We start from the raw sequence: 26,407 nt of genomic DNA on the forward strand, positions 1-26,407 counted from the left end.
CACCGGCGGCAGGCGCCTGGATGCGCTGGGCGCCCACTACTACGCACCCACCGTGCTCACGGGCGCGGATGCCAGCATGGCCTGCGCCTGCGAGGAAACCTTCGGCCCGGTGGCGCCTCTCACGGTCTTCGACAGCGAGCAGGAAGTGATCGCCGCCGCCAACGACACCCCCTTCGGCCTGGCCGCATATTTCTACAGCAACGACGTGCGCCGCATCTGGCGTGTGGCCGATGCGCTGGAGACGGGCATCGTGGGTATCAACGAAGGCGCGCTGGCGGCCGAGTCCGCACCCTTCGGCGGCGTGAAGGAGTCCGGCTACGGCCGCGAAGGCTCCACCCACGGGCTGGACGACTACCTGCACACCAAGTACCTCTGCCAGGGGCAGCTGGACTGAAAGGGGACTGCCGCACGGTCCCCGGCGCGCCCGGGATCAGGACAGCAGCGCCGGCTGCGCGCGCTCCCGGTGGACGTCCAGCTGCGCAAGGTCGCCCCCCTGCAGCCGGAACACGGCGAGCGCGTCGCGCAGCACCGCCACCTGCGCGGCCATGGCGGACGTGGCCGCGCTGGCTTCCTCCACCATGGCGGCGTTCTGCTGGGTCATCTCGTCCATCTGGGTCACGGCGCGGTTCACTTCCTCGATGCCGGCGGTCTGCTGTGCATTCGCCGAGGCGATGCCCTCCATGAGGCCCGAGATGCGCTGCACCGAGTCCACCACGTCGCCCATGGTGCGACCCGCTTTCTCGACCAGGTCGGAGCCGCTCTGCACCTCGGTCACCGACTCGCTGATGAGTGCCTTGATCTCGCGGGCCGCCGAGGCGGAACGCTGCGCCAGGCTGCGCACCTCGCCCGCCACCACCGCGAAGCCGCGGCCCTGTTCGCCCGCCCGTGCTGCCTCCACGGCCGCGTTCAGCGCCAGGATGTTGGTCTGGAACGCGATGCCGTCGATCACGCCGATGATCTCGCTGATCTTGCGTGAACTGGCGTTGATGGCCCGCATGCGCTCCACCACCTTGCCCACGGCTTCACCGCCCTGCGCCGCCGTCTGTGCCGTGGCCGACACGTACTGCGCGGCCTGCCGTGCGTTGTCGGCGTTCTGCCGCACGGTGGCGGTGAGCTCCTCCATGCTGGAAGCCGTCTGCTGCAGCGAGGAAGCCTGCTGTTCCGTGCGGCGGGACAGGTCGGCATTGCCCTGGGCGATTTCCGCCGCGGCGTGGTCGATCGTGCCGGTGGCCTGCTGGATGCGCTGCAGGATGTGCCCGAGCCGGTCGCGCATGAAGCCGATGGCATGCATCAGGCTGCGGTCGTCGCCGCGCCGCAGGGCGATGTGGGCCTGCAGGTCACCCTCGGCCATGCGCAGGGCGGCGTGCGCCGCCGCGGCGGGCTCGCCTCCTACCGAACGCTCGATGTCGCGCACGACGAAGCCCGTGATCACCGAAATGCAGGCGCCGAGCACGGCGAGCAGGCCCAGGGCGCGGTAGAGCGTGCTGCGGAAGGTCTGCTCGATGTCGTCCACGTAGTCGCCGGCCACCAGGTCCCAGTTCCAGGGCTTGAAGCGCACCGCGTAGCCGATCTTGGGGCTGGGGGCATCGCTGCCGGGCCGTGGCCACCAGTACTCGAGGAAGCCGCGCCCCTGCGCCGAACTGCCGGCGGCCGCGATATCGACATACAGCGGCGTGCCCTTGGCGTCTTTGAAGGACAGCATGTTCCTGCCGTCGAGTTCGGGCTTGATCGGGTGCATCACCATGGTGGAGTCGGCACCGACGATCGTCACGTAGCCGTCCTTGCCGTAGCGCTGCGCCGCCACGCGCTCCCTGGCCGCGCGGCGCGCCTCCTCCTGCGTCATCTTTCCGGACCGGGCCTGCCTGTCGTAGTCGCCGACGACGGACAGCGCCATGTCGGTGATGTCGGCCAGGGCGGTGCGCCGCGCTTCGTACTGGAGCGTGCGTGTCTGCCAGGCATTCACGAAGGTGAGGGCTAACAGGCCCAACAGGGCCAGGACGAGGGGAAGCCAGAGCTTTTGCCGCAGGGTGAGTTGTTTCATGGGGTAACGCGATTGCAATGCGGCGCATTGTCGAAGCTGCCCCCAGGCCGAGCCAACGCAAAATCTCTTGTTGCGTCCATCGAAAAAATCGATGGCACCATCTGAATTTCACTAAGGGCAAAACCGGCCGGTGGCCATCGGGGCTTTCCCCAGGGCCGCTGCACCGCCGCGGGGCATTCAGTCCGCTGGTCGGCGCCTGCGCGTCGCCATGGTGCGTGCGGCATAGGCCTGTGCCGAGCCGAGCACCGTTTCGGCGATGTCCGAGCCGGGATCCTCGCGGTAGATGGCGTGGATGGGCAGGGGCGTGAGCACGCAGTCGCTGGGCAGTACCCGCAGCGGCATGCGCCCCGAAAGGTGCCGGATGACCGCGCGCGGCAGCAATGCGATGCCGAATTCGCCCTCCACGAGCTGCAGCATGGCGGAAATCGACGACACGGCATGCACTGTCGGCACGGGCACCGACGCCTCCTGGAATAGCTTCAGGAGCGTCTGGTGGGGTTGGGAGCCACGCAGGAAGGTCAGGAGATCGTGCTGCGCGAGCCGCGCGAGGTCGTAATGGCGCTCGGTGTGGAGCGCCTTGTGGCCGACGAACACCATCTCCATCGGCGCCAGGGAGTGGCTGCGGACGCCGTTGTCCGTCACGGGAACCCCCGTGAAGACGAGATCCTGCGCACCGCGGCGCACCTGGTCCGCCAGCACCGCGGAGGTGTCCACGGTGAGCTCCAGTTCGAACCCCGGCCGGCTCTTGCGCATTTCCCTCAGCCAGCCGGTCAGCCAGCTGTGCACCACCGATTCGATGGCGCCGATGCGCAGTACCGCAGGCGCCGTCGGGCTGCTGCCCAGTTCCTCCTTCACGCGCCGCTGCAGCGCCAGCAGCTGCACCGCCAGCCGCTGGAAGCGCTGGCCCGCGGCCGTGAGCCGGAACTGGCGCTCGCGCCGGTCCAGCAGCACCACGCCCAGTTCGGCCTCCAGCGAGGCGATGCGGCTCGACAGGGCGGATTGGGTGATGTGCAGCTTTTCCGCGGCGCGCGTGATGCTCTTGAGCGAAACAGCCCAGTGAAAGGCCTCGACGAAGCGCAGGTTCATGGGCGGCATTGTGGCCGCACGCGTTCCGCCCGCGCGCGGGCAGGATGCTGCTTTTCAGCCCCGTGCCGCCACGCGGCAAGCCGCGTACATGTCCTGCGCAGGCTGGTAGGCGCCGGTCTGCACGTCCATGAGCCCGAGCACCGAATGGAAGTAGTTGTCGTGCGTGAGGCGCCGGCTGCGCAGGTCCTTCTGCAGGCACGCGGTCGCGATGCCGGTGCGCTGCTGCATGGCGGGCGACAGCCAGGTGATCCACGGCACGTGCTTCTGCACGTCGGGCGCTATGGAGTAGGGCATGCCGTGCAGGTAGATGCCGTTCTCGCCCAGGGATTCGCCATGGTCGGCCACGTACACCATGGCGGTCTCGGCGCTGGCGGAGCGCGCCTCCAGCCAGCCGATGGTGCTGTTCAGGAAATGGTCCGTGGAAACGATGCTGTTGTCATAGGCATTCACCACCTGCTCGCGCGTGCATTCCTGCAGCGCGGAGGTCCTGCACTCGGGCCGGAACTTCTTCTGCGAAGGCAGCGAGCGCTTCGCGTAGGCCGGCCCGTGGCTGCCCATCTGGTGCAGCACCACCACCACGCCGCGCGCGCGCTGCTCGGCGGGCAGGGCGGCGATGCGCGCGTCCAGTCCCTGCAGCATGACGTCGTCCAGGCATTCCTTGCCGTCCGCGCACCACGTCGGGTCGGTCGGCGTGGCGGACGTGCTGACCGTGGCCACGCGGTCGCACACGCCCTTGCAGCCGGACTGGTTGTCCACCCAGAGCACTGCCAGACCGGCGTGCTGCAGCACATCCATCAGGGTTTCGTAGTCCGCGCTGCGCTTCTCGTAGGCTTCCTTGCCCAGGTGCGCATACATGCACGGCACGGACGCCGCCGTGCTGGTGCCGCAGGACCAGGCATCGGTGGCGCTGGCGATGTCCTTGCGGGCCGACAGCTCGGGTGTCGTGTCGCGCGCGTAGCCGTTGAGGCCGAAATTGCCGCTGCGGCCGGTCTCGCCCAGCACCAGCACCAGCAGCGGGGGCCTGGGCTGCCCCGCGTAGCTGGCGCCCAGGCGGGCGTCGCGGCCCAGCGGCTGCAGCGGGCCGCGGCCGCGGCGCAGTGGCCTGGCCGCGAGGCTGCCGACGGCATAGACGCTGTTGAGCGGATTGATCAGGTAGCGCATGCGCGTGTGGTTGCGCATGGTGGACGAGAAGTCCTGGAAGACCGCCAGAATGCAGGCCGCCGCGACGGCCAGCGCACCCAGCATGAAGGCCGCCTGGTGCACCGCACGCCGGCGCCAGCCCAGCGGGCGCACCCGCACCCGGGCCAGCCACACCAGCGGCGGCCCGGCCATGGCGAGCATCGACAGCGGCAGCTTCCAGGTGACCAGGTCGGCAGCCTCGTGCGCATCCGTCTGGACCACGTTGGTGATCATGCCGGGATCGATCACGATGCCGTAGGTACCCATGAAATAGGCGCCTGCCGCCGCCGCCAGCACGGCCAGCGAGAGCACGGGCTTGAGCGCCTTGCCCCAGGCGAGGAGCGACAGCACGGCCGCCGTGGCGAACGACACCGCCACCATGAAGGCCAGGGAGAACCCCGCGCCGCGCACGGTGTGGGCGCCCGGCAGGCGCACCACCTCGCTCCAGAGCGGGAGATTGCAGACCGTGCCCATCCACAGGCAGGCGATCAGCAGCACGGCCATGGGGTGCAGGCCTTCGGCGGACGCGCGGGCCGGGGCGCCGCCGGAGGCGAAGGAAGGGAGTCGGGACAGGAAAACGGACGACGGGAGCATGGCAGCAGTGTGAAAACTGCGGCTTAAGACAGCATTAACGGGCCCGCAGGCCGCCTGGCTTCGCCGCCGTGTCGCGCCAGGGGCATCCGCTGCCCTGCGGGCCCATGCAGGGCCTGCAGGCCCTGCGGGTCGTGTGCTGCCATCCATCCCTCCTGCATGTCGCCTTGCGGACCGTGCGGCCGCTGTCATCAAGGCGACATTATTCCGCCATCCGAAAAGATGCCGGGCAGGATTTTCCCGACTGGTCGAGCTGCCTCCGCAATGGAGTGGAAGGGGCGCGACCTCAGCCCAGGCGGTCTGCGTGGTGGGCGATGTGGTCGCCTATTACCGACTGGATGAAGTAGTAGCCGTGGTCGTAGTCCGCGTGCCGGCGCAGTTCGAGCGGCTGCTTGACGAGGTCGCACGCCGCCTCGAACACGTGGGGGTGCAATTGCTCTGCGAGGAAGGCATCCGCCATGCCCTGGTCCACCAGGATGCCGTCCGGGTAGGGCGCTGCGGGTTGGCGCTGCATGAGCACGGTGGCGTCGTGCGTCTGCCAGGTCTTGCAGGACACCCCGAAATAGCGGCGGAACGCCTTGTCGCCCCAGGCGCATTGCGAGGCCGCGCAGATCGGTGCGATGGCCGAGAGCGAGCGGAACACGCCCGGGTGGCGCAGTGCCAGCGTGATCGCCCCGTGGCCGCCCATGGAGTGCCCCATGAGGCCCAGGCGGCCCGTGTCGATCGGCAGCACGCGCTCGAGCAGCGGGATCAGTTCCTCGATGAGATAGCTTTCCATGCGCCAGTAGCGCTGCCACGGCTCCTCGGTGGCATCGAGGTAGAAGCCGGCCCCGATGCCGAAGTCCCAGTCGGCGGTGGCGCCTTCGAAGGCCTCGGCCTGTGGCCCGCGCGGGCTGGTGTCGGGCGAGATCAGGGCGATGCCCCGTTCCGCGGCGAAGTGCTGAGCGCCCGCCTTGATCATGAAGGTTTCCTCGGTGCAGGTCAGGCCTGCGAGGTACATGAGCGTGGGCACCTTGCGCCCGGGATCGCGCAGAGCCGCGGGAGGAAGGTACACCCCGAACTTCATCGGCAGGCCGATCTCGACGGAGGAATGCCGATAGAAGCGCTGGGAGCCGCCGAAGCAGGCGTGCTCGCCCAGCAGTTCCAGTCCGGGCACCTGGGCGGCGCGGGGCCTGCGTGCGGCCGCCTCGAGGGCCGCCTTCACGTCATCGGGGGGGTCAATCGGTTGGTAGGTCATGGCAGTGGATCGGAATCGCCTGCCGGGCGGCACCGGCCCGGCAGGCGCTATTGGCTATTGGATCAGTAAACGACGACGCCGCGGATCGACTCGCCGCGCTTCATCAGGTCGAAGCCCTTGTTGATGTCCGCGAGCGGCATCGTGTGCGTGATGAGGCTGTCGATGTCGATCTTGCCTTCCATGTACCAGTCCACGATCTTCGGCACGTCGGTGCGGCCGCGCGCGCCGCCGAAGGCCGAGCCCTTCCACTGGCGGCCCGTGACGAGCTGGAAGGGGCGGGTGCTGATCTCCGCACCGGCCTCGGCCACGCCGATGATGATGCTCTGGCCCCAGCCCTTGTGCGTGCACTCCAGCGCCTGGCGCATCACCCTGGTGTTGCCGATGCACTCGAAAGAATAGTCAGCGCCGCCGTCGGTCAGCTGCACGATGGCGTCCACCACGTTCTCCACCTCGTTGGGGTTGATGAAGTGCGTCATCCCGAACTGGCGGGCCATCTCCTGGCGGGCGGGGTTGATGTCCACGCCGATGATCTTGTCCGCGCCCACCATCTTCGCGCCCTGGATCACGTTCAGGCCGATGCCGCCGAGGCCGAACACCACCACGTTCGCGCCGGCCTCCACCTTGGCCGTGAACAGCACCGCGCCGATGCCGGTGGTCACGCCGCAACCGATGTAACAGACCTTGTCGAAGGGCGCGTCCTCGCGGATCCTGGCCAGCGAGATCTCCGGCGCCACCGTGTAGTTGCTGAAGGTGCTGGTGCCCATGTAGTGGAAGATCGGCTGGCCGTCGATGCTGAAGCGGCTGGTGGCGTCGGGCATCAGGCCCTTGCCCTGCGTGCCGCGGATCAGCTGGCACAGGTTGGTCTTGCGCGAGAGGCAGAACTTGCACTGGCGGCATTCGGGCGTGTAGAGCGGGATCACGTGGTCGCCCTTCTTGAGCGAGGTGACGCCCGGGCCCACGTCCACCACCACGCCCGCGCCCTCATGGCCCAGGATGGCCGGAAAGATGCCTTCCGGGTCGGCGCCAGAGAGGGTGTAGTAATCGGTGTGGCAGATGCCCGTGGCCTTGATTTCCACCAGCACCTCGCCGAACTTCGGGCCCTGGAGGTCCACGGTCTCGATGGTCAGGGGTTCGCCGGATTTCCAGGCGACGGCTGCTTTGGTTTTCATGGGGGTGCTTTCGAAAGGGAAGGAGGGGAGGGCGGGCGGCCGGCCCCGCGGGCGGCGCGCCGATCGGGGACAATCCCGCGCGCGCCCCGGCCGGACCGCCCGGGCGAAAAAGCAATCCCGCTTTATAGAGCAAGCCGGGCCCGCCTGCCCGGCGCGTGCGCGCCGATGTCCGATGGCCGGCCCGCTTTGTCCGATGACCGTTCCGCCGACCGCATGCACCCAGCCCACCCCCTGTCCGTCCACATCGTCGTCTATCCGGGCTTCAAGGCGCTGGAAGCCGTGGGGCCGCTCTCGGTGTTCGACTATGCGAACGTGCACCTCGCGCGGCGCGGCCGGCCGCCCGGCTATGCCGTGTCCATCGCGGCTCGTGCGCGCGGCCCCGTGCGCTCCGACACGCTGATGGCCCTGGAGGCCACCGAGGTGCTGTGCGCCGGCGACGACGCGGCGTGCGCGGCGATGCCGGACACGGCCCTGCTGGTCGGCGCCCGCCACATCGAGGCGGCCCTGGCCGGTGCCCCGGAGATCGTGGCGTGGGCGCGCACTGCGGCACCGCGCGTGCGCCGCCTGGTGGCCCTGTGCTCCGGCAGCTTCTTCCTGGCTGCCGCGGGCCTGCTCGACGGGCGCCGGGCCGCGACCCACTGGAGCGTGGCCGCCCGGCTGCAGGCACTGCATCCTGCCGTGGCGGTCGATCCCGATGCGATCTACGTGCGCGACGGCCACCTCTGGACCTCCGCCGGCGTCACCGCGGGCATCGACCTCGCGCTCGCGCTGGTCGAGGAGGACCATGGCCATGCCCTCGCGCTGGAGGTCGCGCGCGACATGGTCATGTACCTCAAGCGGCCCGGCGGGCAATCGCAGTTCAGCGTGCAACTCGCCAGCCAGGCCTCCACCCACCGCGGCATGCAGGACGTGCAGGCCTGGGCGCTGGAGCACCTGTCCGAGCCGCTCACCTTGCAGGTGCTGGCCGGGCGCGCCGCGATGAGCGAGCGCCACTTCCGCCGCGTGTTCGCGCAGGAGACGGGGCGCAGCCCCTCGGCCTTCCTGGAGTCGGCCCGGCTGGAGGCCGCGCGCCGGCTGCTCGAATCCGACGCCGCCCTGCCGCTCAAGACCGTGGCCGCGCGCGTCGGGCTCGGATCGGAGCAGGCGCTGCGCCACCTGTTCCTGCGGCACCTGGGCATCCCGCCCCAGGCCTACCGCGAGCGCTTCGGCGACTGAATTCCGACCATGCCATTGACCATATCGACCGCATTCCCTGACATCGAGATCCACACCCCCCGCTGCCTGCTGCGCCCCTTCCGCGAGGGCGACCTGCCCGGCATCTTCGAGGGCCTGAGCGATCCGCGCGTGATCCAACACTACGGCGTGCGCTATGCCAGCCTGGAAGCCACCCGCGAGCAGCTCCGCTGGTAAGGCCGCATCCAGCAGAAAGGCGCCGGGCAATGGTGGTGCACCTGCCTGGCAGAGGCCCCGGAGCGTCTCATCGGCGCCTGCGGCTTCAACGACATCGACCGGGAACACCGCCGGGCCGAGATCGGCTACTGGCTGCTGCCGGCGTACTGGGGCAGGGGTCTTGCCAGTGAGGCCGTTGCCGCGGCCATCCGGCATGCGTTCGACCGGCTGGGCATCCACCGGATCGGGGCCGATGTGGACATGGAGAACCATGGCAGCGCGGCGCTGCTGGCGAGGCTGGGGTTCACACGCGAGGGGGTGCGGCGGGGATATGAGATGAAGGAGGGGCGGCCGATCGATCTGCAGTTGTTTTCGCGGCTGGCGACAGATCAGTAGGGCGGTTTCTGTTTCGGGTCTGGATGAATTTCCATTATGTAAATCATTGCGCACTGTTGATCAGCTTCTTCTGCTGGCCCGCTAGGATGCCGCTTCCCAGTGGAAGAGGTGTGCATGGCAGGCTTTCAGGAAATTTGGAGGAATCATCCCGGCGTAACAAGGGAAAAGCCTTTGCTCCCTGTCGCAACCTATGAGAACCAGTGCGCTGTCAATCTGTCTGCTGCCCTCATGCGGACTGGCTATGACCTCTCCACTTTCAGAGGTGTCCGGTCTTGGCAGCAGGGTGGTGCCAAATACCCGCTGCGAGCTGAGGAGTTGGCTTCATGGCTCGACACGGCTGCATCAAGGCTTCCTGGTCGATCTGTACGATTCGTAGGAAAGCAGATTGAAAACACGCAAACCGGCACGGACCTTTTCAAGTCACTCCATGGAAGGACAGGTATTCTGTTCTTCAAAAATTATTGGGGTCCGGGCAGGCAGTGAGACCACATTGACCTATGGAACGGATCGAGGATGACTTCGCTGAGTTCCTGGTTCCGAATTCAGTGGGGACTCTCGCTGGAGGGGTACTGGTCAGACTATCTCAAGGCAGAAGAGGCTCGCTTCTGGAGTGTCCCATGAAGATTTTGTGGGCTATTTTGTTTGGCTCCCTGTTCGCCGTAGCGGCGTACTTCGGCATGTTCCACGGTTTTGCCGCATGGTATGGCCCGCGTTACATCCGGAGCGACAACGACATCGGGGATCTCATCCTGATTTCACTGGGCGTGTGCTGCCTCGCCTCCATGCTGGGCGGGTGGGTGGGATACAGGCTGCATGGACGCAGACGGCGACGCAGCAATACCCCTGAGCATCCCCATCAGAGCGAACAATAAAAAACCGCCGCGGAGGCCATCCTCCTGCGGCGGTTTGTCCTCTTGCCAGCGCAGCCACCATGTGACCGCGCCTTGGCAACGCAACCCGATCAGCGCTGCGCGATCGGCTTCACCGTGCGCGGCTCGGCGCCCACGAACAGCTGGCGCGGACGGCCGATCTTGTACTCGGGGTCGCCGATCATCTCGTTGAGCTGGGCGATCCAGCCGACGGTGCGTGCCAGGGCGAAGATGCCGGTGAACAGGTTCACCGGGATGCCGATGGCGCGCTGCACGATGCCGGAGTAGAAGTCCACGTTCGGGTAGAGCTTGCGCTGCACGAAGTAGTCGTCTTCCAGGGCGATCTTCTCGAGTTCCTTGGCCAGGGCGAACAGCGGGTCCTTTTCCAGGCCCAGCTCGGCCAGCACCTCGTTGCAGGTTTCCTGCATGAGCTTGGCGCGTGGATCGTAGTTCTTGTACACGCGGTGGCCGAAGCCCATGAGCTTGACGCCGGAGTTCTTGTCCTTGACCTGCTTGATGAACTCGCCGATCTTCTCCACGCCGCCCTGGGCCTGGATGTCGTGCAGCATGTTCAGGGCCGCTTCGTTGGCGCCGCCGTGGGCGGGGCCCCAGAGGCAGGCCACGCCGGCCGCGATGGCGGCGAACGGGTTGGTGCCCGACGAGCCGCACAGGCGCACCGTGGAGGTGGAGGCGTTCTGCTCGTGGTCGGCGTGCAGGATGAAGATGCGGTCCAGCGCGCGCTCGAGCACGGGGTTGACCTTGTACTCCTCGCAGGGCGTGCCGAACATCATGCGCAGGAAGTTGCCGGCATAGCCCAGGTCGTTCTGCGGGTACATGTACGGCTGGCCCACGCCGTACTTGTAGGCCATGGCGACCAGGGTCGGCATCTTCGCGATCAGGCGGATGGCCGAGATCTCGCGGTGCTGCGGATTGTTGATGTCCGTGCTGTCGTGGTAGAAGGCCGACAGGGCGCCCACCAGGCCCGTGAGCACGGCCATCGGGTGCGCGTCGCGGCGGAAGCCGCGCAGGAAGAACTGCATCTGCTCGTTGACCATCGTGTGCTTGGTCACGCTATCGTTGAACTCCTGCTTCTGGGCGGCGTCCGGCAGTTCGCCCTTGAGCAGCAGGTAGCAGGTCTCGAGGTAATCGCAGTTCGTGGCCAGCTGCTCGATGGGGTAGCCGCGGTACAGCAGTTCACCCTTGTCACCGTCGATGTAGGTGATCGACGACTGGCAGGCGGCCGTGGACAGGAAGCCAGGGTCGTACGTGAACATGCCCGTCTGGGCGTAGAGCTTGCGGATATCCACCACGTCCGGACCCACGCTGCCGTGGTACACGGGCAATTCCACGCTCGGGCTGCCATTGCTGAACGAGAGCGTTGCTTTGTTGTCTGCCAGTTTCATTGAGTTTCCTTCGTAGTTAGCCCGCAAGCGGTGGAGTTGCCGGCGCGCGGCGGCGCAGCAGTTCGAGCACCTCCCTGACGTCCCCGGTGTCGAGCTCGCCGGAGGGTTCCTTGCGCCGCAGCAGCAGGTCCAGCAGGTCGTTGTCGGAGAGGTCCATCAGGGTGGCGATGCCCTGCGCCTGGCGATGCGTCAGGCGGGAGCCATGGGTCGCGAAGAACTGCTCGATGAAGAGGTCGTTCTCGACCAGGCCCCGGCGGCTGCGCCACCGGAGCTTGGCGACTTCGCGGTCGTCGAGCAGGTCTTCTGGCATGTTCAAGTCAGACGGCGCGGCGCACCATCAGTTCCTTGATCTTGCCGATGGCCTTCGTGGGGTTGAGGCCCTTGGGGCACACGTCCACGCAGTTCATGATGGTGTGGCAGCGGAAGAGGCGGTACGGGTCTTCCAGGTTGTCCAGGCGCGCGCCCGTGGCTTCGTCGCGGCTATCGGCGATGAAGCGGTAGGCCTGGAGCAGGCCGGCGGGTCCCACGAACTTGTCGGGATTCCACCAGAAGCTCGGGCAGCTCGTGGAGCAGCTCGCGCACAGGATGCACTCGTACAGGCCGTTGAGCTCGTCGCGCTCCTCGGGGGACTGCAGGCGCTCCTTCTCGGGCGTGATGCCTTCCGTGATGAGGTAGGGCTTGATCGAGTGGTACTGCTTGAAGAACTGCGTCATGTCCACGATCAGGTCGCGGATCACGGGCAGGCCCGGCAGTGGCTTGAGCACGATGGTGCCCTTGAGCGTGTTCATGTTGGTGAGGCACGCCAGCCCGTTCTTGCCGTTGATGTTCATCGCGTCGGAACCGCAGACGCCTTCGCGGCAGGAGCGGCGGAACGAGATGGACGGATCCTGCGCCTTCAGCTTGACCAGGGCGTCGAGCAGCATGCGCTCATGGCCGTCGAGCTCGATCTCGACGGTCTGCATGTAGGGCTTGGCGTCCTTGTCCGGGTCGTAGCGGTAGATTTGAAAGGTGCGCTTCATGGTGGTGTCTCGTGGGTTCGTGGGCGTATCAGAACGTGCGGACCTTGGGCGGCACGCTGTCCACGGTCAGGGGCTTGAGGTTCACGGGCTTGTAGGTGAGGCTGTTGCTGCCGCTGTGCCACAGCGTGTGCTTCATCCATTCCTTGTCGTTGCGGCCCAGCGGGAAGTCGGGGTGGTCGGCGGGGTGCTCGTAGTCATAGACCGTGTGCGCGCCGCGGCATTCCCTGCGCGCTGCAGCCGAGACCATCGTCGCCTGGGCGACCTCGATGAGGTTGTCCACTTCCAGCGCTTCCATGCGGGCCGTGTTCCACACCTTGGACTTGTCCTTCAGCGTGATCGCGCCCACGCGCTCGCGGATGGCGTTCACCTTCACCACGCCTTCGTCCATGCTTTCCTGCGTGCGGAAGACGCCGGCGTGCTGCTGCATCGATGCGCGGATGTCGTTGGCGATGTCCTGGGCATAGATGCCCTGGCTGGATTCCTGCAGCTGGTTGAGGCGCGCCAGCGTGCGGTCGGCGCCGTCGGCCGGCAGGGGCTTGTGCTCGCCGCTGTTCTTGACCATCTCGACGATGTGGCGGCCGGCGGACTTGCCGAACACCAGCAGGTCGAGCAGCGAGTTGGTGCCCAGGCGGTTGGCGCCGTGCACCGACACGCAGGAGCATTCGCCCACGGCGTAGAGGCCGTTGACCACCTGGTTGTGCACCTCGCCGTTCTGGATCACGACCTGGCCGTTGATGTTGGTCGGGATGCCGCCCATCTGGTAGTGGATGGTGGGCACGACCGGGATCGGTTCCTTGGTGATGTCCACGTTGGCGAAGTTGACGCCGATCTCGTACACCGACGGCAGGCGCTTGTGGATCGTCTCCGCGCCCAGGTGGTCGAGCTTGAGCAGCACGTAGTCCTTGTTGGGACCGCAGCCGCGGCCTTCCTTGATCTCCTGGTCCATCGAGCGGGAGACGAAGTCGCGCGGCGCCAGATCCTTCAGCGTGGGCGCATAGCGCTCCATGAAGCGTTCGCCGTTGCTGTTGAGCAGGATGGCGCCTTCGCCGCGGCAGCCTTCGGTCAGCAGCACGCCCGCGCCGGCCACGCCGGTGGGGTGGAACTGCCAGAACTCCATGTCCTGCAGGGGGATGCCGGCGCGTGCCGCCATGCCCAGGCCGTCGCCGGTGTTGATGAAGGCATTGGTCGATGCCGCGAAGATGCGGCCCGCGCCGCCGGTGGCCAGCAGCACGGCCTTGGCCTGGAGCTGGTAGAGCTCGCCGGTTTCCAGTTCGATCGCGGTTACGCCGACCACGTCGCCGGAGGCGTCGCGGATCAGGTCCAGGGCCATCCACTCGACGAAGAAGTTCGTCTTGGCCTTCACGTTCTGCTGGTAGAGCGTGTGCAGCATGGCGTGGCCGGTGCGGTCGGCCGCGGCGCAGGCGCGCTGCACGGGCTTCTCGCCGTAGTTGGCCGTGTGGCCGCCGAACGGGCGCTGGTAGATGGTGCCGTCCGGGTTGCGGTCGAACGGCATGCCGAAATGTTCCAGCTCATACACCACCTTGGGGGCCTCGCGGCACATGAACTCGATGGCGTCCTGGTCGCCCAGCCAGTCGGAGCCCTTGATGGTGTCGTAGAAGTGGTAGTGCCAGTTGTCCTCGCTCATGTTGCCGAGGGAGGCCGACACGCCGCCCTGCGCCGCCACGGTGTGCGAGCGGGTCGGGAAGACCTTGGACAGCGAGGCCACGTTCAGGCCCGCGCGGGAGAGTTCCAGCGCGGCACGCATGCCGGAGCCGCCGGCGCCGACGATGACGACGTCGAACTTGCGCGTGGTGATGTTCGCTTTGGTGTAGCTCATTGTTGTGTGCTTTCAGTCGCGGGGTGATCGGATCAGAGGCGCCAGAGGATCTGGATGCCCCAGCCGGCGCAGCCGACGAGCCAGAAGATCGTGAGCGCCTGCAGCGCGAGGCGCAGGCCGACGGGCTTGACGTAGTCCATCCACACGTCGCGCATGCCGACCCAGGCGTGCCATGCGAGGCCGACGATGACGGAGAACGTGAGCACCTTCATCCATTGCGCGCCGAAGATGCCGGCCCAGCGGTCGTAGCCGATGGGGCCCTTGGTGAGCACCAGCTGCGCCAGCACGACGAGGGTGAAGACGGCCATCAGGGCCGCGGTGACGCGCTGGCTCAGCCAGTCGCGCGTGCCGTAGTGGGCACCGACGACGGTGCGCTTGGAACCATAGTTCACGGACATGGGGAAATCCTTGGGAATCGTGGAGGGGGGAGGGCGGTGCGCTGGCCGGGGGCTCAGTACAGGCCGAAGAGCTTGGCGCCGAGGATCACCGTCAGGCCGAGGCTGATCGCCAGCGTGACCTTGGCCGACATGCTGCCGAAATGCTTGTTCACGGCGTCGTGGCTCACGTCCATCCAGAGGTGGCGCAGGCCGGCGGTGAAGTGGTGCAGGTAGACCCAGATCAGCGCCAGCACCACGAGCTTGATGAACCAGCCGGGAACGAAGCCCAGGCCCGCGGTGAATGCCGAGGTGAACTTGCCGAACGAGATCTCCGAGGAGACCGAGGTGTCGAACATCCACAGCACGAACGGCAGCAGCAGCAGCATGATCACGCCGCTGATGCGGTGCAGGATCGACACCCATCCCGCGGCCGGCAGGCGGTACGTGGGCAGGTCCGTGAGGGCGTTGATGTTGCGGAATTCAGGCCGCTTTTTGGCGATCTCGGTCATGGCGGTGCTTTCGTGGATGTAACTGCTTTGTAATTTCGCGCAGGCGAAACGCCCAAAATTCTATTGCAATGCAACAAGGCGGAGTTCGTGGGACCTGCGATTTCCATCCCGCGGCTGTACGCACGGGCGGGCCTGCCGGTTCACTGCAGTGCATTGTGGTAGTGGTGTGTGTCGGTCCGGTAGAGCCCTCGGCGTAACTCCATCGGAACATCGTTGTAGGTGTAGGCGGTGCGCTCCACGCTCAGCAGCGGCGTGCCGGCGGGGATGCCCAGCAGGCCGGCCTGCGCCGCGTCGGGCAGCACCGCACGGATCTTCTCGTCGGCGCGCACCATGCGCACGCCGAAATCGAGCTCGAACATCGCGTAGGTGGGCCCGGGGTAGCTGGCGAGCCGTTCGGCCGTGAGGCCCTTGAAGGTCTGGCCGGGCAGCCAGATGTCCTCCAGGATGGTGGGCACGCCCGCGAACGAGAGGATGCGCCGGGCCATCACCACGGCGTCCCCGCCGCGCAGCGCCAGGGCGCGGGCCACGTCGGCGCTGGCACGCGTGCGCCGGCATTCCACGATGCGGCGCTGGGCGGGGCCTTCGGCGTCCGGGTTGCCCACGTCGGGCTGCAGCTTCAGGAACCGGTACTGCACGTGGTGTTCCGCGTGCGTGGCCACGAACGTGCCCTTGCCCTGGCGGCGCATGACGAGGTTTTCCGCCGCCAGTTCGTCGATCGCCTTGCGCACGGTGCCCTGGCTCACGCGGAAGCGGGCCGCCAGTTCCATTTCGCTGGGGATGGCCTCGCCGGGCTTCCATTCGCCCTGCTGCAGGCTCTGCAGGATGAGTCCCTTGATCTGCTGGTAGAGCGGGCTGAAGGCCGGCGTCGGCACACCCGTGCCGCCGGCCGTCGGGGCGGGGCTGTCGGAAGTGGCTGCCGGTGGGGTGGACATGCGGTTGGTGGGGGCTCGGGCGCCGTGTGGGGCGGTCCGCATCATATCTTATATAAGACATAAGACAAATTGACCCTCGCCGGAAATCGGCGGTACACTCGCGAGCTGTTCTGCAGGACCCTGGCTGCTTGGATCGACTGGCGCTGGTGCCCCTGCACCGACACCCGTTCCATCCCATCTTCTGGAGTTTCCCTCATGAGCAAGAAGCCCGTCCGCGTCGCCGTCACCGGTGCAGCCGGTCAAATTGGTTACGCACTGCTGTTCCGCATCGCCTCCGGCGAAATGCTCGGCAAGGACCAGCCCGTCATCCTGCAGCTGCTGGAAATTCCCGACGAGAAGGCGCAAAAGGCACTCAAGGGCGTGATCATGGAGCTGGAAGACTGCGCCTTCCCGCTGCTGGCCGGCATCGAAGCCCACAGCGATCCCCTGCAGGCCTTCAAGGACACCGACTACGCCCTGCTGGTGGGTGCCCGCCCGCGCGGCCCCGGCATGGAGCGCGCCGACCTGCTGGCCGCCAACGCCCAGATCTTCACGGCCCAGGGCAAGGCCCTGAACGCCGTTGCCTCGCGCAACGTGAAGGTGCTCGTGGTGGGCAACCCCGCCAACACCAACGCCTACATCGCGATGAAGTCGGCCCCCGATCTGCCGGCCAGGAACTTCACCGCCATGCTGCGCCTGGACCACAACCGCGCTGCCAGCCAGATCGCTGCCAAGACGGGCGGCAAGGTTGGCGAGATCGAGAAGCTCACGGTGTGGGGCAACCACTCGCCCACGATGTACGCCGACTACCGCTTCGCCACCATCGGCGGCAAGAGCGTGAAGGACGCCATCAACGACCAGGTCTGGAACGCCGACGTGTTCCTGCCCACGGTGGGCAAGCGCGGCGCCGCCATCATCGAGGCGCGCGGCCTGTCCTCCGCCGCATCGGCCGCCAACGCCGCCATCGACCACATGCGCGACTGGGCCCTGGGCTCGAACGGCAAGTGGGTGACCATGGGCGTGCCCTCCAGGGGCGAGTACGGCATCCCCGAAGGCATCGTGTTCGGCTTCCCGGTCACGACCGAGAACGGCGAGTACAAGATCGTCGAGGGCCTGGAGATCGACGCGTTCAGCCAGGAGCGCATCAACAAGACGCTGGCCGAGCTGCAAGGCGAACAGGACGGCGTGAAGCACCTGCTGTAAGGCGGGCCTGCCTGGCGGCTGCCGTACCCGAGATGACCATGAACGACTGGAACCCCGCGCTCTACCGCCGCTTCGAGGACGAGCGCACGCGTCCGGCCCGTGAACTGCTCGCCCGGGTGCCGCTGGCCGCGGCCTCCCATGTGGTGGACCTGGGCTGCGGCCCGGGCAACTCCACCGAACTGCTGGCCGCGCGCTTCCCCGGGGCGCGCGTGACCGGCATCGATACCTCCGCCGCCATGCTGCAGAGCGCCCGCGAGCGCCTGCCCGCGGCGGAATTCGTCCAGGCCGATATCGCCGCCTGGGCACCGCAGCCGGGCGAAGCGCCCGACCTGCTCTATGCCAACGCCTCCCTGCAATGGGTGGGCGGGCACGAATCCCTCGTTCCCCGGTTGTTCGCCACGCTCGCGCCAGGCGGCGTGCTGGCCATCCAGATGCCGGACAACCGGCAGGAGCCCTCGCACCGCACCATGCGCGAGGTGGCCGCCCAGGCGCCCTGGCGCGACGCCATCGGCGACACGGCGGCGTTGCGCACGCGCATCCTGGGCATCGCCGACTATTACGACCTGCTGGCGCCCATCGCCCGGGGCGTGGATGTCTGGCATACCGTCTATCAGCATCCCATGGCCTCGGCCTCCGCCATCGTCGAATGGGTGAGCGGCACCGGCCTCAAGCCCTTCGTCGATCCGCTGCCCGAAGCGCAGCGGGCCGGCTTCCTGGCCGCATACGAGCGCGGCATCGACGCCGCCTATCCCGTGCGGGCCGACGGGCAGCGCCTGCTTGCCTTCCCGCGCATGTTCATCGTGGCGCGGCGCTCCGCATGAACTCCGCGGTGGCTGCTCCCTCCAGGCTGCATCCCGCCGAGGTGCTGATCGGTGCCCAGGCCGCTGCCGCACGGCTGCCGGTGTGCGACCACTACAGCGGCGTTGAGGTGCGCATGCGCAAGAGCCTGCAATTGCAGGCCGAGATGGCGGCCGAGTTCGGCCGCTGCGTGTTCGATGTGACGCTCGATTGCGAGGACGGTGCTCCCGCCGGCCAGGAGCGCGCCCATGCCGAATTGGTCGCCGCGCTGGCACGCGATGCCCACCCCGGGGCCCGCGTGGCGGCCCGGGTGCACACGGTGGACCATCCCGCATTCGCCCACGACGTCGCCACCATCGCGGGGGAGGCCGGGCACCGGCTTTCCCACCTCATGGTGCCGAAGGTCGAATCCGTGGACGACGTGCTGCGTGCCGAGCGGGCCGTGGACGCCGCAGGCGCTCCCGCGCTGCCGCTGCACGTGCTCATCGAATCGCCCGCGGCCGTGCACCGTGCCTTCGAGATCGCCGCCCACCCGCGCGTGGAGTCGATCAGCTTCGGCCTCATGGATTTCGTGTCCGCGCATGGCGGGGCGATCCCCGCGCGGGCGATGGGCGTGCAGGGCCAGTTCGAGCATCCGCTGGTGGTACGCGCCAAGCTCGAGATCGCGGCTGCCTGCCATGCGCACGGCAAGGTGCCCTCGCACTGCGTGGTGACCGAGTTCAGCGACGCCGCCGCGCTGCACGCCGCCGCCGGCCGCGCTGCGAGCGAGCTCGGCTACACCCGCATGTGGAGCATCCATCCGGCCCAGATCCGTCCCATCCTGGAGGCCTTCGCGCCGGCCCGGGACGAGATCGTCCAGGCCGCTTCCATCCTTTCCGCCGCCGAGCACGCCGCATGGGCCCCCATCAGCGTGGACGGCGTTCTGCACGACCGTGCCAGCTACCGCTATTTCTGGCAGGTGCTGGAGCGTGCACACCAGACCGGACGCGCGCTGCCTTCCGGGGCGCGCGACTGGTTCGATTCCGCCGCGGCAGCGGTTGCCTGACGCACCGGCTGCCCCCTCACACGATCCCCTCTCCCACGACCCCCTCTCCCTTGCTGGAGCTTCCATGAAACAACTCGTCGCTTCCGCCCTGATGCTGCTGAGCCCCGTCCTGGTGATGGCGCAGGACGCAGGCGCCCCGACCCCGGCCAAGCCCGCTCCCAAGGCCGCTGCGAAGGCTGCGCCCGCCAAGGATTCCAAGGAGGCGAAGAAGCCTGCTGCCAAGTCCACCCAGAGCGCGAAGGCCGCCCCCGCCAAGGACGCCAGGAAGCCCGTGCAGGTGGCCAAGGCGCATCCGCAGAGCAGCCGTGCCCAGCTCAAGAGCGCCACCAACCAGGTGGCCTCGGGCCTGATCGCCGCCGAGGCCGCCCTCAGCCCCGCGGAGCTCGAGATCGCCCAGCGCGTGCACACCGGCCACATCCCCTGCGAGCTGGGCGCTTCGGTCAACATCGAGGCCGATCCCAAGTCGCCCGGGTACTTCGAAGTCGCCGGCAAGAACTTCCATTACCGCATGACGCCCGTGGCCACGAGCACCGGCGCGGTGCGCCTGGAAGACCAGAAGGCCGGCGCGGTCTGGATCCAGATCTCCAACAAGTCCATGCTCATGAACCAGAAGCTGGGCCAGCGCCTGGCCGACGAATGCATGAGCCCGCAGCAGGTCGCCGTCAGCGAGACCATCCGCAAGAACCCGCAGCCGAGCCTGCTGGATGCGCCCGCGCCGGCTCCGGCCGCTGCTGCCGCTCCGGCGGCTGCGCCTGCCGCCGAAGCGCCCGCCAGGTAAGCGCTGCGGCGTTCCTGCCTGTGATGGACGGACGCCGCTCGCGGCGCCCGCAGGACCGGCTTTGCCCCCAGAAATCCAACGATCGAACCCACCGGAGAACACCATGTTGAAAGCCTACCGTGACCATGTGGCCGAGCGCGCCGCCCTGGGCATCCCGCCCCTGCCGCTCGACGCGAAGCAGGTTGCCGAACTGATCGAGCTGATCAAGAACCCGCCGGCCGGCGAGGACGCCTTCCTGCTGGACCTGCTGACGCACCGCGTGCCCCCGGGCGTGGACGATGCCGCCAAGGTCAAGGCCAGCTTCCTGGCTGCCGTGGCGCACGGCGACCTGAAGGTGGGCCTGATCTCCAAGGCCAAGGCCACGGAGCTGCTGGGCACCATGGTGGGCGGCTACAACGTTCATCCCCTGATCGAGCTGCTGGACGACGCCGAAGTGGCGGGCGTGGCGGCCGACGCGCTGAAGAAGACGCTGCTGATGTTCGACTTCTTCAACGACGTGGCCGAGAAGGCCAAGGCCGGCAACGCCAAGGCGAAGGAAGTGATGCAGTCGTGGGCCGACGCCGAGTGGTTCACGAGCCGTCCCGAAGTCGAGAAGAAGATTACCGTCACCGTCTTCAAGGTGCCCGGCGAGACCAACACCGATGACCTCTCCCCGGCGCCCGACGCCTGGAGCCGCCCGGACATTCCGCTGCACTACCTCGCCATGCTGAAGAACACCCGCCCCGACGCGGCCTTCAGGCCCGAGGAAGACGGCAAGCGCGGCCCGATGCAGTTCATCGAGGACCTGAAGAAGAAGGGCCACATCGTGGCCTACGTGGGCGACGTGGTGGGCACGGGCTCCTCGCGCAAGTCGGCCACCAACAGCGTGATCTGGGCCACGGGCGCGGACATCCCCTTCGTGCCGAACAAGCGCTTCGGCGGCGTGACGCTGGGCGGCAAGATCGCTCCGATCTTCTTCAACACGCAGGAAGACTCGGGCTCGCTGCCGATCGAGGTCGATGTCTCCAAGCTGGAAATGGGCGACGTGATCGACGTGCTGCCCTATGACGGCAAGCTGCTGAAGAACGGCGAGACCGTCGCCGAGTTCCAGCTCAAGAGCGACGTGCTGCTCGACGAAGTGCGCGCCGGCGGCCGCATCAACCTGATCATCGGCCGTTCGCTGACCACCAAGGCGCGCGAGTTCCTGGGCCTGCCCGCGTCCACCGCGTTCCGCCTGCCCCAGGCGCCCGCCGAATCCCGGGCCGGCTTCACGCTGGCGCAGAAGATGGTCGGCCGTGCCGTCGGTCTGCCGGAAGGCCAGGGCGTGCGCCCCGGCACCTACTGCGAGCCGAAGATGACCACCGTGGGCAGCCAGGACACGACCGGCCCCATGACCCGCGACGAGCTGAAGGACCTGGCCTGCCTGGGCTTCTCCGCCGACATGGTGATGCAGTCGTTCTGCCACACGGCCGCCTATCCGAAGCCCGTGGACGTGAAGACGCACCGCGAACTGCCCGCCTTCATCAGCAACCGCGGCGGCGTGGCCCTGCGCCCCGGCGACGGCGTGATCCACAGCTGGCTGAACCGCCTCCTGCTGCCCGACACCGTGGGCACTGGCGGCGATTCGCACACCCGCTTCCCGATCGGCATCTCGTTCCCCGCGGGCTCCGGCCTCGTGGCCTTCGGTGCCGCCACCGGCGTGATGCCCCTGGACATGCCCGAATCCGTGCTGGTGCGCTTCAAGGGCGAACTGCAGCCCGGCGTGACGCTGCGCGACCTGGTGCATGCCATTCCGCTGTACGCCATCAAGCAGGGCCTGCTGACGGTGGCCAAGGCTGGCAAGAAGAACATCTTCTCCGGCAAGATCCTCGAGATCGAGGGCCTGCCGGACCTGAAGGTGGAACAGGCCTTCGAGTTGTCCGATGCGTCCGCCGAGCGCTCGGCCGCCGGCTGCACGATCAAGCTCAATCCCGAGCCGATCAAGGAATACCTCACCAGCAACGTCGTGCTGATGAAGAACATGATCGCCGACGGCTACGCCGACGCGCGCACCCTCAAGCGCCGCATCGAGAAGGTCGAGGCCTGGCTGGCCAGCCCCGAGCTGCTGGAAGCCGACAAGGACGCCGAGTACGCCGCCGTGATCGAGATCGACCTGGCCGACATCACCGAGCCGATCGTGTGCTGCCCGAACGATCCGGACGACGCCAAGTTCCTCTCGGAAGTGGCCGGCACCAAGATCGACGAGGCCTTCATCGGCTCGTGCATGACCAACATCGGCCACTTCCGCGCAGCCGCCAAGCTGCTGGGCGGCCAGCGCGACATCCCCGTCAAGCTGTGGGTGGCTCCGCCGACCAAGATGGACCAGAACGAGCTGATCAAGGAAGGCCACTACGCCGCCTTCGGCACGGCCGGTGCCCGCACCGAGATGCCGGGCTGCTCGCTGTGCATGGGCAACCAGGCGCAGGTGCGCGAGGGCGCGACGGTGATCTCCACCTCCACCCGCAACTTCCCGAACCGCCTGGGCAAGAACACCAACGTGTTCCTGGGCTCGGCCGAGCTGGCCGCCATCGCCTCGCGCATCGGCAAGCTGCCCACCAAGGAGGAATACCTCAAGGAAATGGGCGTGATCGATGCCGACAAGGCCAGCGTGTACCGCTACATGAACTTCGACCAGATCGAGGAATACGCGGACGCCGCCAAGACCGTGGCGGCCTGACGGCCGGGCGGGCCGCGAGGCCCGCTCGCTTTCGCTGCCGGGCGAAAGCCATGAAATACAGAGGCCCCGGGGAGCGATTCGCGGGGCCTTTTCCTTTGTCCCTTTTTCGCCCTGCTTTCCACCTTAGGCGGGGCTGAAGCGGCCTGCCCGCCATGGAACATTTACAGTGCAGGCGGCGTCCGACGCCCAAGAACCACGACAACGCGCACCGCCATGTTCAAGTCCTTCTTTCTCTCCCGCCGGTGGTGGGCCTGGTCGATCGCCGGCTCCGTCTTCATCCTGCTCGCCACCTGGTACCGCGTCGAACTCGATGTGCAGATCAACGACTGGTTCGGCAGCTTCTACGACCTGATCCAGAAATCGCTGGGCCAGCCCGGTAGCATCACGGCGGGGCAGTTCTGGGGGCAGCTCTCCACCTTCTCGCGCATCGCCATGATCTACGTGACCACGGCGGTGGTGGTGGACTTCTTCTGCAAGCACTACATCTTCCGCTGGCGGCAGGCGATGAACGAGCACTACATGGCCGCCTGGCCCCGGCTGCGCCACATCGAGGGCGCAGCGCAGCGGGTGCAGGAAGACACCATGCGCTTCGCCACCACCATGGAAGGCCTGGGCCTCACTTTCCTGCGCAGCCTGATGACGCTGGGCGCCTTCGTGCCCGTGCTCTGGGTGCTGTCGGACAAGCTGACCGGCCTGCCGGTGATCGGCGCCGTACCGCATTCGCTGGTCTGGGTGGCGCTGCTCTGGTCCCTGGGCGGCACCTTGCTGCTGGCCGTGGTGGGCGTGCGGCTGCCGGGGCTGGAGTTCCACAACCAGCGCGTGGAGGCCGCCTACCGCAAGGAACTGGTGCTGGGCGAGGACGACCCCGCGCGCGCCGCGCCGCCCACGGCCGCCGCGCTGTTCGCCGATGTGCGGCGCAACTATTTCCGGCTGTTCTTCAACTACCTGTACTTCGACGTGGTGAAGTGGTCGTACCTGCAGGTGAGCGTGCTGGTGCCGCTGGTGGCCCTGGGCCCCACGCTGATCGCCGGCGTGATCACGCTGGGGGTGATGCAGCAGATCTCGCGCGCGTTCGACCGGGTGCTGGAATCCTTCCAGTTCCTGGTGCAGAACTGGAGCACGGTGGTGGAGCAGATCTCCATCCACAAGCGCCTGCGCGCCTTCGAGCGGCAGATGCTGGCGGATGCCGCGGCGCTGCCGGAGGCGGTGCCGGTGTCTGCCGCCTCCTGACCAGGCGTCCGGTCAGGCCCCGGCCGCCAGGCGCGCCAGCGCCTCGCGCGTGGCATCGTCCGCCGGAAAGAACGACTCCACGGCGAGTTCGTCCCGCAGGGCCTGCAGCGGTGCGTCGCCGTGCGCCGCGATCTGCTCGTCCAGGCGGTGCAACAGGTGCGCCTTCCAGGCCGCGGCATCGGCCAGGCGCGGCCCCAGGCCCCCGGGGGCAGCGACAGCCGCAGCACGTTCACGGGCGGGGGGCGAGCAGGTGGCCGGCCAGCCCCTGCAGCAGCAGCGGTACCACCGCATTGGCGGCGACCATGTTCCAGTGGCGGTCCACCGCGAGGGCCGGGTAGGGCTTGTGTCCGCGCAGCACCAGGTCGACCGCCGTGCGCGCGGCACGCATGTCGGGGTGGTCCAGCCCGCGCGCCGCGTACGTGGGCGCGAAGCCGGCGGCGACCAGCAGGGCGTTGCGTTCGCGCAAGGGGACGCCAAGGCGTTCCGCCAGCCTCAGCACCATGTCGCGGCTGGGCACGGCGCGGCCCGTCTCCACTCAGCTCAGGTGGCGCGTGGATACCTCCGCCTCCAGCGCCAGGTCCTGCTGGCTCAGCCGGCGCTGCCGGCGCCAGTGGCGCAGGTGGTCTCCGAACGGCGCATGCATGCCGGGGATCGGGGAGGGGCGTACGGGCCGGTGGGGGGCCTGCGTCAGGTGCGGAGATCATGGTGGCCATCGTATCGGCGCGGCGCATTCCCTCTGCCTCTTCGCCTCGCCCCGCTTCCTGCCCCGCGTCCTCTGGGTGGACGCACCCGAATGCGCGGCAACCGGTGCAGTGCAGCGCGCTGCCGCCGGGCCGCTCGGCGCCGCCACCGGCCTGCCTGCCTCGCTGCTGTCCGCCACCGGATGGTTCCCCCTGGCCTACGCGGCGGTGGCCGCGGTGACCGCGACCCGGCGCGCCATGCCGCGGGCGCTGATCCTCCTGCTGGCCATCGGCAACCTGGGCTGGACCGTGGGCTGCATCGCCCTGGCTTTCGCCGGCCCGCGGGATCTGCCGGGCTGCGGCATCGCCTGGCTCATGGCCCAGGGCGCCTTCGCCCGGGTGCTGGCGGACCTGCAGTGGATGGGGCTGCGCCACCAGCGCCCGGCCGGCTTCGCCGCGGGGCAGCCGCGCATGGCCTGACGCTGCCTGCGCGCCGTCAGGGCTGCGGCTGCGCGGGATCCGTGGTGGCGTCCTGATCGAGGAGGCGGGCGAGCATCGCGCCGGCAGCCGGCCCTTCCAGCGGAATCCGCACGCGCAGCGGGCTGCCCGCAGCCACGTGCAGCGGTTCGCCGCTCGCGGCCGCCTGCATGCGTTCCAGGCGGACCGTGCGGTTGCCCGCGGGATGGATGATTTCCAGCCGGTCGCCGACCGCGAAACGGTTCTTCGTTTCCACCTCGGCCCAGCCGTCGCCGGAGGCCACCACCTCGCCCACGAACAGGCTGCGCACGGGCCGTGAGCTGCCGGTGTCGTAATTCTGCAGGTCCTGCGCCGGGCGGCGCTGCAGGAAACCGGCCGTGTAGCCGCGGTGGGCCAGCCCGTCGAGTTCGGTCAGCATCGCCGGGTCGAAAGGCCGGCCCGCCACCGCGTCGTCGATGGCGCGGCGGTACACCTGGGCGGTGCGCGCCACGTAGTAGCGGCTCTTCGTGCGGCCCTCGATCTTCAGCGAATCCACGCCGATGGCCACGAGGCGGTGCACGTGCTCCACGGCGCGCAGGTCGCGGCTGTTGAGGATGTAGGTGCCGTGCTCGTCCTCCATCACCGGCAGCAGCTCGCCGGGGCGCTCTTTTTCCTCGAGCAGGTAGGTGCGGTCGGCCAGCGGATGGCGCGGCGTGCCCCCGCAGGCCGCGAAGGCGCCGTCCGCGCGCTCCTGCTCCGCCTGCGGATCGAAGCCGCCGTCCAGCGGCAGCGGCCGGACCTCGCCGCTGTCGGTGGCGTCCGTGCCCGGCGATGCCGCATAGCTCCAGCGGCAGGCATTGGTGCAGGTGCCCTGGTTGGCGTCGCGCCGGTTGAAGTAGCCCGAGAGCAGGCAGCGGCCGGAATAGGCGATGCACAGCGCGCCGTGCACGAACACCTCCAGCTCGATGTCCGGGCACTGCTGGCGGATGCCCTCGATCTCGTCCAGGCTCAACTCGCGCGAGAGGATGATGCGCGCCAGGCCCATGCGCTGCCAGAACGTCACGGCCATCGCGTTCACCGTGTTGGCCTGCACCGACAGGTGGATGGGCATCTCGGGCCAGCGCTCGCGCACCAGCATGATCAGCCCCGGGTCGGCCATGATGAGTGCATCGGGCCCGAGGGCGATCACCGGTTCGATGTCGCGCAGGTAGGTGCGTACCTTGTCGTCGTGCGGCAGCAGGTTGCTGGTCACGAAGAATTTGCGGCCGCGCGCATGCGCCTCGCGGATGCCCTGGCCGATCTGTTCGAGCCGGAATTCGTTGTTGCGCGCCCGCAGGGAGTAGCGCGGCTGGCCTGCATAGACGGCGTCGGCGCCGAAATCGCAGGCCGTGCGCATCCTGTCGAGGGAGCCGGCGGGCAGCAGCAGTTCGGGGGAGCGGAGCGTCATGGGGCGGTGGGCAGGGCAGGGCGCGGTGGAGCCCGCGATTGTGGCGTCCACCCGCGGCGCGC

General features: G+C 68.1%; 26 protein-coding genes and 1 pseudogene. 13 read left to right on the forward strand and 14 right to left on the reverse strand.

Annotation, left to right across the window (positions count from 1 at the left end):
* Positions 1-394 (forward strand): aldehyde dehydrogenase family protein (locus tag BLR05_RS08825; protein ID WP_143015881.1); only part of this gene is annotated, 394 nt, incomplete at its 5' end.
* 36 nt (positions 395-430) lie between these two features.
* On the opposite strand, the gene BLR05_RS08830 is transcribed toward BLR05_RS08825, so the two are convergent.
* The 5 genes from BLR05_RS08830 to BLR05_RS08850 form a co-directional block, all read right to left on the reverse strand.
* On the reverse strand, positions 431-2,041 hold the full coding sequence (locus BLR05_RS08830) for a methyl-accepting chemotaxis protein (protein WP_092833821.1): 1,611 nt from the start codon (positions 2,039-2,041) through the stop codon (positions 431-433).
* 177 nt (positions 2,042-2,218) lie between these two features.
* On the reverse strand, positions 2,219-3,127 hold the full coding sequence (locus BLR05_RS08835; protein WP_092834061.1) for a LysR family transcriptional regulator: 909 nt from the start codon (positions 3,125-3,127) through the stop codon (positions 2,219-2,221).
* 54 nt (positions 3,128-3,181) lie between these two features.
* On the reverse strand, positions 3,182-4,900 hold the full coding sequence (locus BLR05_RS08840) for a phosphoethanolamine transferase (RefSeq protein ID WP_092833823.1): 1,719 nt from the start codon (positions 4,898-4,900) through the stop codon (positions 3,182-3,184).
* A gap of 283 nt (positions 4,901-5,183) precedes the next feature.
* Positions 5,184-6,053, reverse strand: coding sequence for an S-formylglutathione hydrolase (gene fghA / locus BLR05_RS08845; protein WP_208605998.1), 870 nt, complete (start codon positions 6,051-6,053; stop codon positions 5,184-5,186).
* Between the two features lie 143 nt (positions 6,054-6,196).
* Entirely contained in the window at positions 6,197-7,303 is a 1,107-nt protein-coding gene (locus tag BLR05_RS08850; protein WP_092833827.1) for an S-(hydroxymethyl)glutathione dehydrogenase/class III alcohol dehydrogenase, read from the reverse strand.
* Positions 7,304-7,516: 213 nt separating this feature from the next.
* On the opposite strand from BLR05_RS08850, the gene BLR05_RS08855 reads away from it, so the two are divergent.
* The 5 genes from BLR05_RS08855 (at position 7,517) to BLR05_RS08870 (ending at position 9,960) form a co-directional block, all read left to right on the forward strand.
* Positions 7,517-8,518 (forward strand): GlxA family transcriptional regulator, encoded by a 1,002-nt coding sequence (locus BLR05_RS08855; RefSeq protein WP_092834063.1) that lies wholly within the window; start codon positions 7,517-7,519, stop codon positions 8,516-8,518.
* A gap of 9 nt (positions 8,519-8,527) precedes the next feature.
* Positions 8,528-8,713 (forward strand): GNAT family N-acetyltransferase, encoded by a 186-nt coding sequence (locus BLR05_RS27095; protein ID WP_225978906.1) that lies wholly within the window; start codon positions 8,528-8,530, stop codon positions 8,711-8,713.
* Positions 8,714-8,719: 6 nt separating this feature from the next.
* A complete protein-coding gene (locus BLR05_RS27100) occupies positions 8,720-9,088 on the forward strand; it encodes a GNAT family N-acetyltransferase (RefSeq protein WP_225979370.1) in 369 nt (122 codons plus the stop codon).
* 114 nt (positions 9,089-9,202) lie between these two features.
* Positions 9,203-9,571, forward strand: coding sequence for a T6SS effector amidase Tae4 family protein (locus tag BLR05_RS27600; protein WP_208605993.1), 369 nt, complete (start codon positions 9,203-9,205; stop codon positions 9,569-9,571).
* A gap of 134 nt (positions 9,572-9,705) precedes the next feature.
* Positions 9,706-9,960, forward strand: a complete 255-nt coding sequence (locus tag BLR05_RS08870; protein ID WP_092833829.1) for a hypothetical protein — start codon at positions 9,706-9,708, stop codon at positions 9,958-9,960.
* Between the two features lie 89 nt (positions 9,961-10,049).
* On the opposite strand, the gene BLR05_RS08875 is transcribed toward BLR05_RS08870, so the two are convergent.
* The 7 genes from BLR05_RS08875 to BLR05_RS08905 form a co-directional block, all read right to left on the reverse strand.
* Positions 10,050-11,360, reverse strand: coding sequence for a citrate synthase (locus tag BLR05_RS08875; protein ID WP_092833831.1), 1,311 nt, complete (start codon positions 11,358-11,360; stop codon positions 10,050-10,052).
* Positions 11,361-11,376: 16 nt separating this feature from the next.
* Positions 11,377-11,670, reverse strand: a complete 294-nt coding sequence (locus BLR05_RS08880; RefSeq protein ID WP_013595338.1) for an FAD assembly factor SdhE — start codon at positions 11,668-11,670, stop codon at positions 11,377-11,379.
* A 7-nt stretch (positions 11,671-11,677) separates the two neighbouring features.
* A complete protein-coding gene (locus BLR05_RS08885; protein WP_013595337.1) occupies positions 11,678-12,379 on the reverse strand; it encodes a succinate dehydrogenase iron-sulfur subunit in 702 nt (233 codons plus the stop codon).
* 28 nt (positions 12,380-12,407) lie between these two features.
* A complete protein-coding gene (sdhA, locus tag BLR05_RS08890) occupies positions 12,408-14,216 on the reverse strand; it encodes a succinate dehydrogenase flavoprotein subunit (RefSeq protein WP_092833833.1) in 1,809 nt (602 codons plus the stop codon).
* Positions 14,217-14,248: 32 nt separating this feature from the next.
* Positions 14,249-14,614, reverse strand: coding sequence for a succinate dehydrogenase, hydrophobic membrane anchor protein (gene sdhD, locus BLR05_RS08895; protein ID WP_092833835.1), 366 nt, complete (start codon positions 14,612-14,614; stop codon positions 14,249-14,251).
* 53 nt (positions 14,615-14,667) lie between these two features.
* The gene (sdhC, locus tag BLR05_RS08900) at positions 14,668-15,102 is read right to left on the reverse strand and encodes a succinate dehydrogenase, cytochrome b556 subunit (protein ID WP_092833837.1); all 435 of its coding nucleotides are present in this window, start codon (positions 15,100-15,102) and stop codon (positions 14,668-14,670) included.
* Positions 15,103-15,242: 140 nt separating this feature from the next.
* Entirely contained in the window at positions 15,243-16,034 is a 792-nt protein-coding gene (locus BLR05_RS08905; RefSeq protein WP_092834065.1) for a GntR family transcriptional regulator, read from the reverse strand.
* 195 nt (positions 16,035-16,229) lie between these two features.
* On the opposite strand from BLR05_RS08905, the gene BLR05_RS08910 reads away from it, so the two are divergent.
* The 6 genes from BLR05_RS08910 (at position 16,230) to BLR05_RS08935 (ending at position 23,762) form a co-directional block, all read left to right on the forward strand.
* Positions 16,230-17,216: a malate dehydrogenase gene (locus BLR05_RS08910; protein ID WP_092833839.1), complete on the forward strand. Its 987-nt coding sequence runs from the start codon at positions 16,230-16,232 to the stop codon at positions 17,214-17,216.
* A 38-nt stretch (positions 17,217-17,254) separates the two neighbouring features.
* Positions 17,255-18,037 carry a trans-aconitate 2-methyltransferase gene (gene tam, locus BLR05_RS08915; protein WP_092834067.1) on the forward strand — a complete coding sequence of 261 codons (783 nt, stop codon included), beginning with the start codon at positions 17,255-17,257 and terminating at the stop codon, positions 18,035-18,037.
* Entirely contained in the window at positions 18,034-19,059 is a 1,026-nt protein-coding gene (locus BLR05_RS08920; protein WP_092833841.1) for an HpcH/HpaI aldolase/citrate lyase family protein, read from the forward strand. Before tam ends, BLR05_RS08920 begins: the two co-directional genes overlap by 4 nt.
* A 64-nt stretch (positions 19,060-19,123) precedes the next feature.
* Positions 19,124-19,837: a hypothetical protein gene (locus BLR05_RS08925; protein WP_092833843.1), complete on the forward strand. Its 714-nt coding sequence runs from the start codon at positions 19,124-19,126 to the stop codon at positions 19,835-19,837.
* A gap of 103 nt (positions 19,838-19,940) precedes the next feature.
* The gene (gene acnB / locus BLR05_RS08930) at positions 19,941-22,532 is read left to right on the forward strand and encodes a bifunctional aconitate hydratase 2/2-methylisocitrate dehydratase (protein WP_092833845.1); all 2,592 of its coding nucleotides are present in this window, start codon (positions 19,941-19,943) and stop codon (positions 22,530-22,532) included.
* 213 nt (positions 22,533-22,745) lie between these two features.
* The gene (locus BLR05_RS08935) at positions 22,746-23,762 is read left to right on the forward strand and encodes a putative transporter (RefSeq protein ID WP_092833847.1); all 1,017 of its coding nucleotides are present in this window, start codon (positions 22,746-22,748) and stop codon (positions 23,760-23,762) included.
* A gap of 12 nt (positions 23,763-23,774) precedes the next feature.
* Here BLR05_RS08935 and BLR05_RS08940 read toward each other — a convergent pair.
* Positions 23,775-24,405: pseudogene (locus BLR05_RS08940) on the reverse strand (MmyB family transcriptional regulator).
* Between the two features lie 136 nt (positions 24,406-24,541).
* On the opposite strand from BLR05_RS08940, the gene BLR05_RS08945 reads away from it, so the two are divergent.
* Positions 24,542-24,922 carry a hypothetical protein gene (locus BLR05_RS08945; RefSeq protein WP_225978905.1) on the forward strand — a complete coding sequence of 127 codons (381 nt, stop codon included), beginning with the start codon at positions 24,542-24,544 and terminating at the stop codon, positions 24,920-24,922.
* A 16-nt stretch (positions 24,923-24,938) separates the two neighbouring features.
* Here the strand turns inward: BLR05_RS08945 and trhP are convergent, their stop codons facing one another.
* A complete protein-coding gene (trhP, locus tag BLR05_RS08950; RefSeq protein WP_092833849.1) occupies positions 24,939-26,345 on the reverse strand; it encodes a prephenate-dependent tRNA uridine(34) hydroxylase TrhP in 1,407 nt (468 codons plus the stop codon).
* Positions 26,346-26,407 lie beyond the last annotated feature (62 nt).

The organism is Paracidovorax cattleyae, assembly GCF_900104515.1.
GTDB lineage: Bacteria > Pseudomonadota > Gammaproteobacteria > Burkholderiales > Burkholderiaceae_C > Paracidovorax > Paracidovorax cattleyae.